At 38.7% G+C, this 17,087-nt stretch carries 13 protein-coding genes and 1 pseudogene; 6 read left to right on the forward strand and 8 right to left on the reverse strand.

All coding sequences use genetic code 11. The features are described 5' to 3' along the window. Positions 1-125: 125 nt before the first annotated feature. On the forward strand, positions 126-1,451 hold the full coding sequence (locus tag H6A27_RS08810) for a FimB/Mfa2 family fimbrial subunit (RefSeq protein ID WP_204508420.1): 1,326 nt from the start codon (positions 126-128) through the stop codon (positions 1,449-1,451). 97 nt (positions 1,452-1,548) lie between these two features. Here the strand turns inward: H6A27_RS08810 and H6A27_RS08815 are convergent, their stop codons facing one another. After that, positions 1,549-1,956 (reverse strand): hypothetical protein, encoded by a 408-nt coding sequence (locus H6A27_RS08815; RefSeq protein WP_204405017.1) that lies wholly within the window; start codon positions 1,954-1,956, stop codon positions 1,549-1,551. A 179-nt stretch (positions 1,957-2,135) separates the two neighbouring features. Here H6A27_RS08815 and H6A27_RS08820 point away from each other — a divergent pair, with 179 nt between their 5' ends. The 3 genes from H6A27_RS08820 to H6A27_RS08830 are packed head-to-tail and all read left to right on the forward strand — an operon-like array spanning position 2,136 to position 6,108. After that, the gene (locus H6A27_RS08820; RefSeq protein ID WP_204508421.1) at positions 2,136-3,716 is read left to right on the forward strand and encodes a M64 family metallopeptidase; all 1,581 of its coding nucleotides are present in this window, start codon (positions 2,136-2,138) and stop codon (positions 3,714-3,716) included. A gap of 53 nt (positions 3,717-3,769) precedes the next feature. Further along, the gene (locus H6A27_RS08825) at positions 3,770-5,248 is read left to right on the forward strand and encodes a fimbrillin family protein (RefSeq protein ID WP_204508423.1); all 1,479 of its coding nucleotides are present in this window, start codon (positions 3,770-3,772) and stop codon (positions 5,246-5,248) included. 26 nt (positions 5,249-5,274) lie between these two features. Continuing rightward, positions 5,275-6,108 (forward strand): fimbrillin family protein, encoded by an 834-nt coding sequence (locus H6A27_RS08830; RefSeq protein ID WP_204508425.1) that lies wholly within the window; start codon positions 5,275-5,277, stop codon positions 6,106-6,108. A gap of 163 nt (positions 6,109-6,271) precedes the next feature. On the opposite strand, the gene H6A27_RS08835 is transcribed toward H6A27_RS08830, so the two are convergent. The 6 genes from H6A27_RS08835 to pckA form a co-directional block, all read right to left on the reverse strand. Continuing rightward, positions 6,272-6,802 carry a hypothetical protein gene (locus tag H6A27_RS08835; protein ID WP_204508427.1) on the reverse strand — a complete coding sequence of 177 codons (531 nt, stop codon included), beginning with the start codon at positions 6,800-6,802 and terminating at the stop codon, positions 6,272-6,274. 164 nt (positions 6,803-6,966) lie between these two features. Next, positions 6,967-8,034: an OmpA family protein gene (locus tag H6A27_RS08840; protein WP_204508428.1), complete on the reverse strand. Its 1,068-nt coding sequence runs from the start codon at positions 8,032-8,034 to the stop codon at positions 6,967-6,969. A 134-nt stretch (positions 8,035-8,168) separates the two neighbouring features. Continuing rightward, a complete protein-coding gene (locus tag H6A27_RS08845) occupies positions 8,169-8,759 on the reverse strand; it encodes a DUF4369 domain-containing protein (RefSeq protein ID WP_204508430.1) in 591 nt (196 codons plus the stop codon). Positions 8,760-8,852: 93 nt separating this feature from the next. Beyond that, positions 8,853-9,770, reverse strand: a complete 918-nt coding sequence (locus H6A27_RS08850; RefSeq protein ID WP_204508432.1) for a BT1926 family outer membrane beta-barrel protein — start codon at positions 9,768-9,770, stop codon at positions 8,853-8,855. Positions 9,771-9,796: 26 nt separating this feature from the next. After that, the gene (locus H6A27_RS08855) at positions 9,797-12,091 is read right to left on the reverse strand and encodes a coiled-coil domain-containing protein (RefSeq protein WP_204508434.1); all 2,295 of its coding nucleotides are present in this window, start codon (positions 12,089-12,091) and stop codon (positions 9,797-9,799) included. A 588-nt stretch (positions 12,092-12,679) separates the two neighbouring features. After that, a complete protein-coding gene (gene pckA, locus H6A27_RS08860; RefSeq protein WP_204508436.1) occupies positions 12,680-14,284 on the reverse strand; it encodes a phosphoenolpyruvate carboxykinase (ATP) in 1,605 nt (534 codons plus the stop codon). A gap of 450 nt (positions 14,285-14,734) precedes the next feature. Between pckA and H6A27_RS08865 the strand changes: the two genes are divergently transcribed. Next, positions 14,735-15,370 (forward strand): HU family DNA-binding protein, encoded by a 636-nt coding sequence (locus H6A27_RS08865; protein ID WP_204508438.1) that lies wholly within the window; start codon positions 14,735-14,737, stop codon positions 15,368-15,370. 127 nt (positions 15,371-15,497) lie between these two features. Next, positions 15,498-16,649, forward strand: coding sequence for an AAA family ATPase (locus H6A27_RS08870; protein WP_204508440.1), 1,152 nt, complete (start codon positions 15,498-15,500; stop codon positions 16,647-16,649). A gap of 142 nt (positions 16,650-16,791) precedes the next feature. Here the strand turns inward: H6A27_RS08870 and H6A27_RS08875 are convergent. Then, positions 16,792-17,087: pseudogene (locus H6A27_RS08875) on the reverse strand (Rpn family recombination-promoting nuclease/putative transposase); the annotation flags it as partial.

Here is a 17,087-nt window from a genome sequence, read left to right on the forward strand (position 1 = left end):
ACACAAAAGTACAAAAGAAAACAACTACAATACTATTAATATGTAAAAAATTCTACAGTAGTCTTTGAAGTTTGCTGATTTTTTCATACTTTTATACAACTAAAAAACAATAAAAAATCTATACTATGAAAAGAAACACATTACTTTCACTTTGCATGATTCTTTCCGCATGCAGTAATCCGTCAATCGTTCTCGAAGAAAACACCCAGACAGACGAAGTTTCCTTAAATATCGACGTCCGCAGTTCGGAAAACACTTCCGTCGATCAATATTATCCCCTTAGAGTATTTGTGTTCAACGAGAATGGCGAATTTGTATCCCATCAGGAAATCACAAATAACAATACCGCTTCTGCCATGCTTAAAGCCGGCAAGTACAATATTAGTGCATTCAGCGGTTTGAACGATGTCTCGTATTCCTACCCATCCATACCAACCTACAACGATATTATCGGTATAAAAAACTCATATAGCGGCACTCATGCTCTGATGTCCGGACATTACGAAATCGAGTTGTCACAGTCAAGCAATGTGATTATCCCCATCAGATATTGCGTGTCAGCCCTCAGATTCTCATATTCCGACGTACCTTCCGATGCCGGTTCAGTATCATTAAGTGTATCTCCATTAAGCGAAGTATACACATTTTCCGGATCATATACAGATGCCACATCGCAAATCAAGCTCGAGTGTACATACAACAACGGTATTTGGGAAGCCGGTCCCGTATATGTCTTTCCTTCAGGAAGCAACAGTATCCTGCTATCCGTAACCATTGACAGACCCGACGGTCCCGAAACATACAGCTACACATACGATAAAGCCATTCTCCCTGCCGTTCCATACAGTTTCAAAGGCAAATACAACGAAGGATTCAGACTTGACGCCAGCTTCGAGATTGAAGGATGGCTTCCTGGCGTTGACATAGAATACGATCTTATTGACAATAGCGCGTCCGATAATGAAGGTGCAGACGACAACCAGGATTCCTCTGATACAGAAATCCCTACCCTATATTCTGACTATCTTCCCGAACCTAACTCATTCTGGGGTTCATTCTATGTATGGACAACAAAAGAAATCAGTACAACAGAGATAGAAGCATTAATCATCTCTCCCGAGCAGTGGCCTAATATATTAGCCGCCGAAGCCCCGGATATACTTGCGGAATATTCACAGGACGGTATATCAGGTTGGAGAACCTTTACAGATGAAGAAGCAAGAACCTTCTTCAAGACTTTTTCTTCCTACGACGACAAATTGGGCGAGCTAAACAAATTACTCTCCGACCATGGTCATAACTATTTTTATTGCTACGGCGGGGAAAGATATTTATGCAAAAATGCCGAATATTCTTTCTGCTTAACCGGTGCTTTAAAAATAACAAAAGTCGGCGAGAAAGCGAGATATTATTTACGTCCAGTCAAGACCGTCAGGATTAAGCTCAAATAATATCCTGTCCATAAGAAAAAATAATGATGAGCTCGTTTCAAAATAATTTTGAAACGAGCTCATCATTATTTTTCCAATTAAATTAACTGTTCTTGACTTAATCTTTCATACCTGAAAAGAACCATTCAACATCCCCCATACTGAAAGAAATAGTTATAGAACCATTATTAGCTGTTCCCTGTACAGAATATGTACTTTCAGATGTAAGATACAGTAAACCGCTACCCTTATCCTCGATAGCTAAATTTATAGGATTTGTATTTACATCAAAAGTTTCACACGAACAACTAAAAGATACAACATCCTTTGCTCTACGAGTCAATGTAACGTATGCTCTTGCGGGTTCATCTGTATATCCCATAGGCTTTAATGTTCCTACATAATCCCCTTCAAGCAAACTACCATTATCGCCTACCGCGTTTTCTTCATCTTTATCGCAGCTAACCATACTAATGCCCATAATAAGCATTATAAACATCATCGAAAAGTACTTTAACGTCTTCATATTATAAATGTTTTATTAATTATGTGACAAAAATAAGCAATAAAATTTTACGATATTTGTATATACGTAAATATATTTTCACATAGATGTATTTATTTACATATAAAACAAAGTAAATAGATATTTTTCTCTAATTTTGTACTTATAAGAATTAAAAAATCATTATTAGCATAATTAATATGAGACTAATATTTTCATCATTTCTTATTATTATCATCTTGTTTTTTTCCGGATGCAAGAGTGATGAGAGCAATGATTATATTGTTCTCTCAACAGAAAGTGTAAATTATACCCACAATGGCGGTAGTAAAGAAATAATTATTGAATGCAGCGCAAGTTGGACCCTATACTCTGATTTACCCGATTGGGTCACTATTGATTCTAAATCCGGTTACTCAGGAAAATCTATTATCAACATCACTACTTCAGAAAACACATCAGACACTGCAAGACAATGCTATCTGCAGTTCATAAGTGGTAGTGAATCTACATTACTGAAACTAACACAATCTCCAATTGCAAAACTGGAATTCGCTGAGAATAAAGACATAAGTCTGAACTATACGGACACAGTTATTACTATCAAGATTATTCAGAACATAACTTATTCCATAAAATTATATTCAGAAAATAATGATTGGATAGAAATAGAAAATGACAAACAAAGCATAACCGGCAAATCCGCAAAAGATTATTTAAACAATAATATTAAGATAAATATATCTAAGAACAAAACTAACTTTGAAAGATCAGATAAACTTATAATATATAATAAAGTTTACAACCTTTCTGACACGCTAAAAATAATTCAGAAAGGTAGTATATATGATTATTATACAGACGGTGATTACGTTAAGTTACAAGAGGCAGATAAAGATGGAGTTAATTTGGTTATCATGGGTGAAGCCTTTAGTATAGACGAACTGGAAAAAGGCGGCAGATATGAACATGTAATGACCCAGGCCATGGAATATTTTTTCTCTATAGAGCCTTATAAAAGTTACCGCAAATATTTTAATGTTTATATGGTTATCGCTGAGTCTGAGTCGTCGAAGATAGAAAGTGGCAAGACTAAGTTTAAAATAGAGTTTGGCTCTGGTACAGCAATAAGTTGCGATGATAAAGAAATCTTTGAATATGCAAGCAAGATAGAGGAACTGCAAGAAAATAAACCTTTGACGGTAATTGTTCCTATAAATACCAATAGATATGCCGGTACTGCATACCTATACGGTGATGGGAACTCTATTGCATTATGTCCTTTAAGCGATGAACTTCCTCCTAACGATTTTGAAGGCATTATTCACCACGAGGCAGGAGGTCATGCTTTTGGTTTTCTTTGCGATGAATATGTTTATTATGATAAGGAGATACCTGAAAGCAGAAAGAATGATATTAAAGAATGGCAGAAACTTGGGTTCCAAATGAATTTGGATTTCACAGATGATCCGTCAGCTATTCTATGGAAAGATTTTATAGGCATAGACAAATATAATAATGTAGGAGCCTACGAAGGAGGTTATGAATACAGATATGGAGTATGGCGTCCTGAGGAGAATAGCTGTATGAATAATAATATACCATATTATAACGTTCAGAGTAGGTGGTGTATTGTAAAACGTATCATGGATATTTCCGGTATAAACTTTTCCATCAATAATTTTATTGAAAATGATAATCCGGAATATGATATATCAAACAGCAGATCTTCATCCATGAGATTTTTACCGCCTTTAGGAGAACCGGTATTGATTAAGTAAAAACATAATTTTTTAATTAACTGTAATGGCTAACAATTTAAATTATTTTTAACATGAAAAAGTTTTGTTTGTTTTCTGGCATTATTGCTTTTGCCAGTATTTTGGCACTTAATTCATGTGCTAAAGCAGAGATTAATGGAAATGAGCCTGACAACGAGGAACCAGGCATAGAACAAAAAGACTATTTTGTATCTTTTAGTGCTGAAATCAATGCTCCATCAAGGGCAACCGACACAAAGTTCGATGTTCAGGATAATATTGGTGTATTTGCTGTTAAATCAAATGGGAATGACAACAAGGGAATTTTACTAAGTTCCGGAAACTATGCAGATAACGTAAAATACACATATAATGGTTCAAAATTCACATCTTCAAATGGAATTGAGATTGAAGAAGACGGGACTAAGTATTATTATCATGCTGTTTATCCTTATACATCGAATGCAAGTGACAATTTTATGTTTAGTGTCAAACAAGATCAAACAGGAGATAATTATACCCTCAGTGATTTGTGCACAGCGCACTCATCAGCAACTTCGTCAAAGCTTGTTGACTTGAAATTCAGCCATAGACTGTCAAAGCTGATTATTAATTTAGAAGGCAGCAACTGGCCAAGCGGAGACTATACATTGAAGCTTAACAACGTTTACACAAACGCCTCAGTCGATCTTAACGCAATGGACTTCACATACGGCGACAGAACGGGAGAAATTATTATGACCGAAAACGGAAATATGAGTTATAAAGCTGTTCTTCCTCCGCAGACATTGTCAAAAGATAACTTTGCCACATTAACTATTGGTAGTAAGAACTACACAATTACGCTAAACAATTCTCTTGGCATGAAATCAGGTATGCAATATGAGGTATCATTAACATACAACAACAATGCTGTTATTGTAGAATTTACAGGCGACATTGATCCATGGGGTGAGGAAGACGACAGATTTGAAGATGTTGTGCCAGACGATATACGCGAAGATCTTGATGACTGGATTCCTATATATTCAGGAGTTAATCCTCCAATAGTGGAAGGTTCATATTTTATTGATCCATTCGAGACTGTTCATTGCGAGGATGAAGGTGTTGGAGGATACGACCCGGGTCATATAGTTAACTCCATGATTATCAAATTCAGTAACCAGAACACCTCTAACAATACAGTTGATTATAATGAAAAGACAGAAGGAGGTAATGCGACAGGAGAAGGCAACGGTGCCTTTATCAGCGGTTCAGGGAATGACTTCACCGCTTTCTTCAATGTCACAGGCGCTACTGACGGCATAAGCACAAGGACAGCCGTGGTTATTTCCGGAACCAAGTCAAGCAGCGGTATATCAAATCTGTATTACGCATTTGTAATGGTAGAGAAAGGTTATGATCCTGACAATGACCTGATGCAAGAAGGTGTATTCAGGGTTTTCAAAGATCAGGATGGACTCTCTGTAAATACATCATGGACAAGAAGCAGAAATGCTAATATAGAAGTAAACAGCAAAAATTACTATTCTGTATTTAGCAATATGAAATAACCAGAACTATTATAATACTGTTAGTTATGAAAATTAGCAAGATTCTAAGTCTTATATCTGTCGTTGGTCTCTGTTCATGTTCCGAAATAGACCAGGCTGAGCGCTCACCGGAGTATATAAGCTTCAGCCCGGTTGTCACCGGAACAAGAGCTACAGATACCAGTTTTGACAGGAACGACAAGATAAGTGTATCCGCAGTGATAGACAATGGTTACAACACTCCTGGCAGTATTGGCAGCAACCCTTATGCACATAACATACCTTACTCATACAACGGCAGTAAATTCACAGCTATGAGCGAAGGAATTGAACTGAAAGATAAAAACGACAAACTGTTTTATTATGCAGTTTATCCATACAGTTCAAATATGGGAACAGAATATATATTCGAGTGCAGACAGGATCAGACAAATTACACTGACTATACGCTCAGCGATTTAATGGTTGCCTATAATGATGAATCGACAAGCAGTCAGTCCGTCAACCTGAAGTTCTTTCATATTCTATCGAAAGCAGTTGTTAACTTAGAATATTCAGGTATAGAAGTAAACAAAGTAACATTAACGGACGTGAATTATATCGCGAGACTAAACATTGAGGAAAACACCATTTCTACGTTGAGTACTAAAGGAGATGTTGTGATGTGTTCAAACGGCAATAAATCTTTTAAAGCAGTAGTACCACATCAAACGATAAAGGAAGGCGCAGCTTTTGCAATAATAGAAACAACTAACGGAAATTACCGTGTTACAGCTTCAAACGATATAGAATTAGGTCTTGGGGAACTAAAGAACATCTATGTCAGTCTTGAAGCCACTAAGGGTGGAAATTATATTTCATGCAGAGCATATACAAAATAATATTACAATATTATTTATACTAGCGCATTAGACATCTATTGAAAATAAGTCCCGACTCGGAGAGACTCATTATGACTCGAATCCGATTCGGGACTTACAGTATAAGTATAAAAAAGCCCGGACGTAAAATTAATTATGGCCGGACTTTACATAGAATAAAAATTCAATATAGCATAGCTATATCAGATTTTATCAACGTAAGCAAAGATGAAATTTCGTCTTTTGTAAATCTTGAGGCATAAGCCTTCATTACATAAACAGAAACAATATTATCCTTATTGTTCTTAACAGTATCAACAAGAAAATCCTTGAACCTTGTCTTTACTTCTTCAAGCGACAAACCTGAAGTTGTAATTTCCTCTACTATTTTCTCATTCGAGAGCAGAAAATCCTGAATAGCATCATTCGACGGCGTACCTGTAGTAAGGACCTTGCCTCCCATATAGACCTGAACATTTCCCTCTCCACCAACAATCGGCAGTGTCAGAGGAAACATATCCTTATCAGAATACTTATATACAAGCTTGTAAATTTTAAGGCTGTTGTCCGGAAAATGCAAAGTGAATTTTTTATCCTTCACTACAGTTTCAGCAAAAATTTCATTGGTAAACGGATCTGTAAGGTAAACATTTTTGTCGTTGTAATGGTCTCCCGCCATTATTCCCTCTATCATAAAAGTATTAGAAGAGTCCATATCAGCAATCTTTTAATTATCAAACATATATTTATTACTGATGCAAAAATAAACAATAAAACGAATATATGCAATAATACATGATTTAATGTGCGAGATAATGAAAAAAGGTGTGATGCCGCGCATCACACCTTCAAGAGAAATATTAATATCCAAAGTCACAGTTATTCCTCAGCAATCATAATCACTACCCTGTTCCAGTCATTATTGCTGAAAGGCTGGATAACCGCACCGTGAGATGAAACCTTCATTCTGTCTCTACTGATGTTATATTTGTTTGCCAATACGTCTGCAACTGCCTGTGCACGTTCCTTAGCAAGTCTTTCGTTAATTTCCGCGCTACCGGTAGCCTTGTCCGCATATCCGGAGATGTCCACCTTCGATTCAGGGAATTCTTTCATATAGTTTGCAATAACCTCGATGTTCACCATCTGATTGTCAGCCACAACACTCTGTGCCAGTCCGAACTGTACCATTGATTTCATTGCAGGTTTTGCAACGGCTTCCACCTCCGGACATGGTTCCGGTTCCGGACACTTGTGGTTGGCAATCTGTTCGCGCAACTCGTTTATCTTATTATTGAGCGCCTGCACTTCCTTTTCGCTATAAGTCTTAGGATAATAAACCGGTTCGCAATCAGGACATCCTATATTGAAACCTGTACCGAATTTATAAGTGATACCCAGCAACACATTATAATACGTATCAATGCCATGGTCATCCTTCATGTTCCATTTGTCAGACACACCATTAGCCAAGAGTTCAACATTAAAAGCGAACGCGTCATTCAGTCTTAAGCTTCCTTGCAGACCAACACGTCCCATAAAGCTGGCAAGATTGTTTTCGAATCTCTGGTTATATCCAATACCTGCGATAAGCGAAGCGTTGAACAATCTGTCAGGATTCTTACCAGCAAACAGTGTACTCAAGTTCAATAGTCCATCAACGTTTGCAGAGCCGAAATAGAATCCGTAAGCAGGAAGATCCTTTCCGTTACCGCCACGGCCTACCCATCCTCCTACAGAGAGACGAGCTCCGATAGTTGGATTGAAATATTTACCCACCGAGATAGCTCCTGCCGGAGAAACCAGCTTTCCGAAATTAGCATCACCCAACGAGTATCCCATACCCATTTGTCCCTGGATAAACCAATTATTTTCCGTTGTCTGTGCCATTGCACCCATTCCGAATAGTGACATCAGAACAGTAAAAATCGCATGTCTAGTTTTCATAAACAAAAATCTTTAATATAAGTAATTTGTTATTAGATGTAAATATACAACTAATATTTTAAATCATCAATATTTTTTACAAAAAAAACAAAGTTAAAGTTCAAATTGTTTAAGAAAAAGCAAATTTGCAAGCATCAGTCCAATAAATTCCTGATATTCTTGTCCAAACCGGCAACCAGTTCGTCATATACCTCAGGAGCAAATCTTGATCTGAATTCAGTGATGATATAAACACTTACAATATTATTGCTATTGAATTTCACCTGCTCCGCAAGGAATGTCTTGAACTCATTCACCACTTCTTCCTTGGTTTTACCGGAATTTATAGCAGTTTCATAAAAACCGTCCAGCGCCAGAAGGAAGTCCTGCAGACGGTCGTTCACAGGTGTCCCGGCAGTTACAACCTTCTCGCCCATATAGATATTCACCTTTCCATCACCCGAAGCAAGCGGAACCACAATAGGGAACATATCATTCTGATCCCTAATCACCTTAACTTTATACAAGTTAAGTGTGTCAGGAATATCGAATCCAAATTCCGTACCATCAATCACTGTGCTGTCCACCAGCCTATATTCAGGCAGCATAGTATAGAGGTAGGCTTTACACCCGTCATAGTCATTATTAGTCATCTCCCCACTGATATATTTCTCGTTGCCGTTACAGGCTATAAACAGCGATACTATTAATACCGAACTAAAAAGGAGTGTAACAATATTTCTCATAATTAAAACAATTATAAAGTATTAATCAAAAAAAAGGTCACCCACCATCGTATAGGGGTGACCTTTATGTAGAATTTATTTCGCAATCAAGAATTAGAAGCGAATACCAAGTTTCAACATCGGCATGTCAAACAATTTGATGTTGTGGTGACTTGCGTTGTACCTGTCAAAACCTTTAGGGCAAATCTGTATTATGTCATAGCGGTAAGCAAGAGGCTGGAACTGGAATCCAAGAACCAAGCCTGGAGCTATGCTATATTCGATACCGGCCACACCGGCAGCCTTGATACCGAACATCTGACCAGCACGGCTACCAGAGAGATAAACCTGAGTAGGTAGTCCTGCAGCATCTTCATCATCAAGGTCTTCATCCTTATAAGTATCACCAGTATAAGGTTCAGCAGTTTCAATTCTCGCCATCTGGAAACCTACGGCAGCTCCCAAATACGGATGGATGCGTGCGTTGGCAGTCTTAAAATAGTGGTTTGAACCGAGAGATACGTACCAGTTATTAGTCATCTGAGCGTTGATGAACTTCTGTGCCGGTATAATCATATCCTCTACAGTAGTCTCCGCTTCAATATAGTCTTTTTTTGGAGTAAGGTTGATATCCATACTGAACTGCATGTTGATATCCCAACAGTCAGAGAGGAAGTATTTACCTTCGAAACCTACTATATTAGTAAGCTTATTATTGTTTAAACCACTAATGTTTAAGTATTTGCTCAAATCTCCAGAAGTAAGTCCATTTACAGTTTCTCCATCGCCTGTTCCGGGAACACCGCCATTAGGCAATCCTACGGCACCACCCTTGTTAGTAAAGTCTGGAAGCAGATAAGAAGTATTCTCGTTATAGAAGGTACTTCTTGAACCTCCGAAGAACATAGAAACCTGCCACTGACCCTTCTGAGGAGCATACAACACACCACCATCATTACTGCTGTAAGTCTGCGCCATAGAAGGCGCAGCCATACATGCAGCTAATAATATTGTGGATAGTTTTTTAATCATTAGTTACTAATTTAATAGTTCAATAATTATTCAGCTGAATTAGCCATGATTTCAAGGCCTTTAGCAAGATTAGCAGTTGCAGTTGCTAATTCTTCCTGAGCTTTTTCTAACTTAGCCATTGCAGAATCTACTTTCTTCTTAGCTTCGTCAACAGCATCGTAAATACCGTCTTCAGCTTTCTTCAAAGTTACTTCTGCTTCAGCCAAAGCCTTCTGTGCATCTGAAACTGCATATTCAGCTGTCTTTACTGCTTCTTTAAGAGCTTCCTCAAACGATTCAGTATCAGGGTTGTAGCTAATACCACCATCCAATCCAAGATACTTATTAACATTAGTTACAATAACGCTCAATACATTAGACAAAGCTTCTTTACGTGCTTTATAAACAGCAATTGTATTATTGAAAGCAGTTACCTTGTCAGCGAACACCTTGAATTCGTTATTTGCAGCTGTAATAGCAGCGTTCTTTTCAGAAATAACTTTTGCGACACTAGCTTTAGCACCATTAAGTGCAGTGATAGCAGCTTCAAAGTCAGCAATGATAGCCTTGTAGTTCTTAGCTTCTTCCTCTGTTTCAGGATTGATAGACCAGAAATAACGACCTATAGCACCACATTTATTATAATAATCTTCAACTGCATATACTTCTTCCATTGTAGGAATTACACGCATGTAACCTTCACCTTGAACCAAAAGTTCATTACCAAACGCAGCCATTGAAGCAGATTCCAAAGCAGCACGAACACCGTCAACAGTATTAACAGACATTACTATTTTGCCACCTTCAGCAGCGGACTTAGTAAATTCTTTTGCAAAGTCATCTTTAGCAGGTACTGCGGTGCCAAATTTTTGACTGATGATTTCTGTCAAGTAAGCACCACCATAAATAGGATCAGCAACCCATTCTGCTACTGAATGTTTTACATCCTGTAGTGAACCATTAATAGTTACTTTTATTATCAAATCAACAGTATTAATATCTACTATACCTGCATTAGCATAATAAGTAGCCAAAGCGTTAGCAATTGCAATCTTAGCAGCGCTCGCAACTTCTGACGATGCACCTCCTCCGAACGCATTGTCATAATTATTTTTAACAACATTATCCAAAGCTGTGAATTCAGCAGTTGCATTATATTTTTGAGCAGCCTCGTATTTTGCCATAGCATCTTTCCATGCCTTCACAGCATTATCGTAAGCTTCCTTATTAGCTTCAACTGTTTCTGAATGATTCTTAAGGAGTTCCTCAAGCATTGCTATCTTTTCTGTTGTATAGCGAGCCAATTGAGTATTAACACCTTTAATTTCATTTTCAATTTCAGGAGTTACAACATCTTTACCGGTTGTTGCATCAAATATCTTGTCTGATGATTTTATTTCAAATGCCGCACGTCCGTAAGGCTTAGAATCATCAAATTTATATGTATATTTAAACGCTGGAGCTGTAGCATTTTTCTTAGCGTCATTAGCTGCTTTAACTTTTGCTTCAGCCTGCAAGTATTCGTCTGAATTCTGCAACTTAGTCCTTTCAACCTCAACATTGCTAGACAAACGTTTTACTACTTCAATTGAATCTTCCAAAACAGCAATTTCCTTTCTCCAGTCTGCTGTTTCAACATCAGTAGCCAAGAAGTTATTCAATTTTTCAAGCGCTTCAATCTGTGCATCCAAATCAGCCTGTGCATATTTAACATCCAACTGCAATTTTGGAATCCAGAATTCAGCTCCTTGTTCAGCATTTAATTTTGCATTATAATAAGTTTCTTCAGCACTTGCCAATTCAGCATTTGCAGCATCAACCTTACCCTGTGCAGTCTCAACTTTACCCTTGAGTTCTGCAATTGTTATCTTATCAGCTTCAGACATCAAAGCTTCAGCTATTTCAATCTGCTTAAGCAACACTTCATACTGACGAGACAAGTTTGCAAATGTAGTCTGAAGATCGAGCATAGCATTTTTATGTTCCAAAGCTGCCTGCTCCATTTCATACTGCAATTTAACTAATCCTGCCTCAAGTCGAGCCTTTTCATCTTCATTTCTAGCAGCCTGAATATCATTCTCGAGTTTTAATTTTTCAACTTCAGCCTGACGATAATCAGCATTTGCCTGTTCGTGAGCAGCAAGAGCTTTCTGATACTCAGCAACTGCAAGAATTCTAGTAGCTTCAGCCTGCTGTACCAATGCCTTAGCTTTCAAAAGCTCAGCTTTAGCACCGCGAAGTTCAGTAATACCTGCTGGTTCATCATTGTCGATACAGCTGGTAAATGTTGTAGTAGCACCCATCAACAAGAGCGCTGCAACTAAATACTTAGTTTTTTTCATAAGATAAAAAATTTTTAATTTATAAATTAAAAGAATTAATAATTCTGCATTCTCATTAATCTCTTAAAACAACAAATCAAATTAATAGACATAAAGTATATAAACGAAAAATAAGGCAATAATATATGATTACAATTACCAAAGCCACGACAAACGAAGCTTCATAACCTATACGCCTAATCATACATAGCCATTCATTCACATTTACCTATAAACGTCTAAATTCAAACTGCAATATCCAATTTACTTAATTACGAGTTGTCTCCGGATAAACATCTACATAAAAAAGCAATTAAGATAATGAAAAGACATATAAATATGACTTTCACGCAACAAATGTAAACACTTTATTTGAGACTACAAACCCATTCAACTTAAAAACTATACAAGATTAACACTTTTTAAATATTCAAATTGAAAGCTTTACATAAAATACACATTAAATGCTACAAAAACACGTCGAACAGGCATTCGTTTAACACTTATTTCACCAATAAGATTTCTCAAAACTTAAAAGATAAGTTATAGATAAAAAGACGGCTCCCCTGAAGGGGAACCGTCTTTACCAAGAATCGTGTATATGGGAAATTACAATTTTGGACCGGCAGCAACAAGAGCCTTACCTGCTTCGTTTCCTGTGAACTTAGCGAAGTTCTTGATGAAACGTCCGGCCAAGTCTTTAGCTTTTTCTTCCCACTGGCAAGCACATTCGTAAGTATCGCGTGGGTCAAGGATCTTAGGATCTACACCCGGCAATTCTGTTGGAACTACGAAGTCGAAGAATGGGATAGTCTTAGTAGGAGCCTTGTCGATAGAACCGTCAAGGATAGCGTCGATAATACCACGAGTATCGCGGATAGAGATACGCTTGCCTGTTCCGTTCCATCCAGTGTTAACCAAGTATGCCTTAGCACCAGTCATTTCCATCTTCTTAACAAGTTCTTCAGCATATTTAGTTGGGTGCAAGCTCAAGAATGCGGCACCGAAGCATGCAGAGAATGTTGGAGTCGGTTCAGTGATACCACGTTCTGTACCTGCCAACTTAGCAGTAAATCCTGACAGGAAGTAGTACTGAGCCTGAGCTGGGTTAAGGATAGATACTGGAGGCAATACACCGAATGCGTCAGCTGACAAGAAGATTACCTGCTTAGCGTGAGGACCCTTAGAAACCGGCTTAACGATGTTTTCGATGTGGTTGATTGGGTAAGAAACACGAGTGTTTTCAGTTACGCTCTTATCAGCGAAGTTAATCTTACCGTTAGCATCAACTGTAACGTTTTCAAGAAGAGCGTTACGCTTGATAGCGTTGTAGATATCCGGTTCTGATTCCTTGTCAAGGTTGATAACCTTAGCGTAGCAACCACCTTCATAGTTGAATACACCTTCGTTGTCCCATCCGTGTTCGTCGTCACCGATAAGTTTACGTTTTGGGTCAGTAGAAAGAGTAGTCTTACCTGTACCAGACAATCCGAAGAAGATAGCTGATTCAGTTTCGTCCATGTTAGTGTTAGCAGAACAGTGCATAGAAGCAACGCCACGAAGTGGGTTGAAGTAGTTCATCATAGAGAACATACCTTTCTTCATTTCACCACCGTACCAAGTGTTAAGGATAACCTGTTCCTTAGTAGTCAAGTTGAATACAACAGCTGTTTCAGAGTTCAAGCCAAGTTCTTTGTAGTTTTCAACTTTAGCCTTAGAAGCGTTGTAAACGATGAAGTCAGGTTCGAATGATTCAAGTTCTTCAGCTGTTGGGCGGATGAACATATTAGTTACGAAGTGAGCCTGCCATGCAACTTCCATGATGAAACGAACTTTCAAACGAGTACCTTCGTTAGCACCGCAGAAACCATCAACAACATAAAGTTTCTTGTTTGACAATTCTTTAGCAGCAAGTTCTTTCAATACATTCCAAGCTTCTGTAGTTACAGGCTTGTTGTCATTCTTATATTCTTCTGAAGTCCACCATACAGTGTTTTCACTTGTAGCGTCTTTTACCAAGAATTTATCTTTAGGAGAACGACCAGTGTAGATACCAGTCATAACGTTTACTGCACCAAGTTCAGTTACCTGACCTTTTTCATAGCCTTCCAAACCGGCTTTTGTTTCTTCAGCAAACAATACTTCGTATGAAGGATTGTGCAAGATTTCTACGGTACCCTGGATACCGTATTTGGTAAGATCTAAATTTGCCATTGTTCTAATGAATTAAATTGGTTATTATTTTAGATATATTTATTTCCTTTTTGGCGACACAAAAATACAACATTTTATTTGAATGCAATTAATAATTAAAGAAAAAAATCCGTAATAATGAAATATTTATACTTGTGTAACATATTTGCAAGGTTAATGTTGCAAAACATAGTTTTAACGCCTATATAGCATACATATTTTAAAGGCAATTCTCTATGTTATATTTACTTTTTGGGATACATTTGCAGAATGGAGGACGGGTGTCGAAATATGGATGTTTGCAGACCGGGATTCCGACATGCTGCCGTCCACCGCGTAAAACTATAGTGTGCAGAGCTTCTCACTATAGTCAGCAATGCGTAACACTTTAGTTTGCAGTGCTTCAAACTAAAGTTGTACGACGCACTTTTCAAGCCTTTTCTTATCTAATTTATTATAATATACGACCTTATGGACAGAATTGAATACGATTTCTATGAAAACCCCAACAGCAAGAGCGAAAACTCAAAATCGAAATACCATATCAGGATATGCAAGCGTCAGAAGATTTCCACCAAATCCATGGCGGCGAGGCTGAACAAGTACACCACACTTACCCCGACCGACATTTACGCCACCATAACCGCACTTCAGGATGCCATATCGGGAGAGCTGGGCGCGGGAAACATCGTGGTGCTGGACGGTATCTGCCAGTTTGAAATAACACTGGGCACGGAAAGCGGTGTTGTGGACGGACTGGAGAACGGCAAGAATGTGGTTCTGAAATCGGTGAACATCAGGCCTCTGCCCGAATTTGTGGACATGGTGAAAGAATCGCTCAAGCCAAGGGTAAAATCGAGGGGATTCCACTCGGACAGGATTTCCGACGCGGAGATTGAAGCTTCTCTGGCGGATTATCTCAAGGAGAACGAGAGTATAACCCGCAGCGTAGTGGAACAGAAATTCCATATAAACAGAACCAGGGCCGCACGGATTCTGAAACGGCTCGTGCAGGAAGGGAAGCTGAAGAATATAGGATTCAGCAATCATCCTAAGTATGTGCCGGTGGAGGATAAAAGAGCTTTAGCTACATCGTCCGCATTTTAGGCACGATATTTTCAGGATAAGACATAATTAAAGGTGAGACAATTTTGTATTTCAACAGCTTTGCATTAAATTTGCATAAAGCGAGGAGAGAGAGTCGGTTATATCCATCAATTAAAAACGGTTGCGCATGAAATATCCCATCGGAATACAGAGTTTTGACCAGATTATAGAAAGAGGTTATGTTTATGTCGACAAGACAAATCTCATATACCGTTTGGTGAATGAAGGGAAAATTTATTTCCTGAGCCGCCCACGACGTTTCGGGAAAAGTCTGCTGGTTTCAACACTTAAGAGTTATTTTCTTGGGCGGAAGGATCTTTTCAATGGACTGGCAATCAGCAGTCTGGAAACGGAATGGACTGAGCATCCTGTATTCCATATAGATTTCAACAGCACAAATTTTGCCAAAGAGGTGACTCTGGAGCAAAAAATAAATTTCATGCTGAACAGTTGGAGTACACAATACGGTCTGCCTTCACAGGAAGGGAAGATAGATTTGGGAGACCGTTTTGTGGAAATTCTAAGTGGTGTTCATAAGATTACAGGACAACCGGCTGTAGTCCTGATTGACGAATACGACAAACCGTTACTGGATGTACTTGATGTGGACAAGAACCTGGAAGAATATAACCGCAACATATTGAAGGCGTTCTACTCGGTGTTCAAGGCTGCCGACGAACATCTGAGGTTCGTACTTCTTACGGGGGTGACAAAATTCTCGCAGGTAAGCGTATTCAGCGGATTCAACCAGCCCAAGGACATAAGCCTGGATACACGATATGAGGCACTGTGCGGAATAACCCAGGATGAGATAGACTCATGCTTCACAGATGCAATATCGGAAATGGCGGAAGAATACAGTTGCTCTTTCGAGGAAATGCGCGCCCAACTGAAGAGACAGTACGACGGCTATCATTTCAGCAGGAAAATGACTGATATTTATAATCCGTTCAGCCTGCTGAATGCTCTTGACAGCAAATCGCTGGAGGATTACTGGTTCCGCTCGGGCACTCCCACATACCTTATCAGGCTGCTCAACCATTTTAATGAGAATGTAAACGAGCTTACAGGCAAGTATTACAGTCCTTCAGAATTCATAGACTACAAGGCTGATGTGGAGCGTCCTCTGCCTATGATTTTCCAAAGCGGATATCTCACAATAAAGGGGTATGACATGGATTTCAATACCTTTCTTCTGGATTTTCCGAACAATGAGGTGAAGAACGGGTTCCTTACCTTGGTGGCATCATCGTATCTTACTCCGGAGGAAGAAACTTAAGCTTCTCGTCGGAGACAGGTACTGTAGAAGACTGGAAAGTTATAACTGATAAATAATTTGTATTTGTCGACTCCCAAAAACAAAGAGCCTATCGCTATTCGTAATGCTTCAAGAGCCGGAATGTTAAAACAAAATTATTTCCTTACAGAACGGATATCTCATCCTCCGAAAGTCCGGTGTTTGCGGCTATTACATTTACCGGCACGCCTGATGCCTTGAATTTCCTTGCCAGCTCAAGACGTTCCTCAATGCGACCTTCCTCGCGGCCTTCCGCAAGTCCCTCCGCACGACCCTCCGCACGGCTCTTCATTACAGCAGTATTAATAGTATTCAGCCAGTCACGGTAAGCCTTGAGGCTGTCCTCGTATTCCTCATATTGTTCTTTAGTGAATCGGGCTATCTCGGCAGACTCAAAAAGACGGGTGAAGACTCTTTCCT

Source organism: Bacteroides caecigallinarum, from assembly GCF_016902295.1.
GTDB classification, from domain to species: domain Bacteria; phylum Bacteroidota; class Bacteroidia; order Bacteroidales; family Bacteroidaceae; genus Phocaeicola; species Phocaeicola caecigallinarum_A.

What these genes read in the sequence shown, in the direction of transcription:
- H6A27_RS08850 (WP_204508432.1), bottom strand. Translation starts at nt 9,770, where the DNA reads ATGATTAAAAAACTATCCACAATATTATTAGCTGCATGTATGGCTGCG.
- H6A27_RS08825 (WP_204508423.1), top strand. Translation starts at nt 3,770, where the DNA reads ATGAAAAAGTTTTGTTTGTTTTCTGGCATTATTGCTTTTGCCAGTATT.
- H6A27_RS08835 (WP_204508427.1), bottom strand. Translation starts at nt 6,802, where the DNA reads ATGGACTCTTCTAATACTTTTATGATAGAGGGAATAATGGCGGGAGAC.
- H6A27_RS08830 (WP_204508425.1), top strand. Translation starts at nt 5,275, where the DNA reads ATGAAAATTAGCAAGATTCTAAGTCTTATATCTGTCGTTGGTCTCTGT.
- H6A27_RS08820 (WP_204508421.1), top strand. Translation starts at nt 2,136, where the DNA reads ATGAGACTAATATTTTCATCATTTCTTATTATTATCATCTTGTTTTTT.
- H6A27_RS08855 (WP_204508434.1), bottom strand. Translation starts at nt 12,091, where the DNA reads ATGAAAAAAACTAAGTATTTAGTTGCAGCGCTCTTGTTGATGGGTGCT.
- H6A27_RS08810 (WP_204508420.1), top strand. Translation starts at nt 126, where the DNA reads ATGAAAAGAAACACATTACTTTCACTTTGCATGATTCTTTCCGCATGC.
- pckA (WP_204508436.1), bottom strand. Translation starts at nt 14,284, where the DNA reads ATGGCAAATTTAGATCTTACCAAATACGGTATCCAGGGTACCGTAGAA.
- H6A27_RS08870 (WP_204508440.1), top strand. Translation starts at nt 15,498, where the DNA reads ATGAAATATCCCATCGGAATACAGAGTTTTGACCAGATTATAGAAAGA.
- H6A27_RS08865 (WP_204508438.1), top strand. Translation starts at nt 14,735, where the DNA reads ATGGACAGAATTGAATACGATTTCTATGAAAACCCCAACAGCAAGAGC.
- H6A27_RS08815 (WP_204405017.1), bottom strand. Translation starts at nt 1,956, where the DNA reads ATGAAGACGTTAAAGTACTTTTCGATGATGTTTATAATGCTTATTATG.
- H6A27_RS08840 (WP_204508428.1), bottom strand. Translation starts at nt 8,034, where the DNA reads ATGAAAACTAGACATGCGATTTTTACTGTTCTGATGTCACTATTCGGA.
- H6A27_RS08845 (WP_204508430.1), bottom strand. Translation starts at nt 8,759, where the DNA reads ATGAGAAATATTGTTACACTCCTTTTTAGTTCGGTATTAATAGTATCG.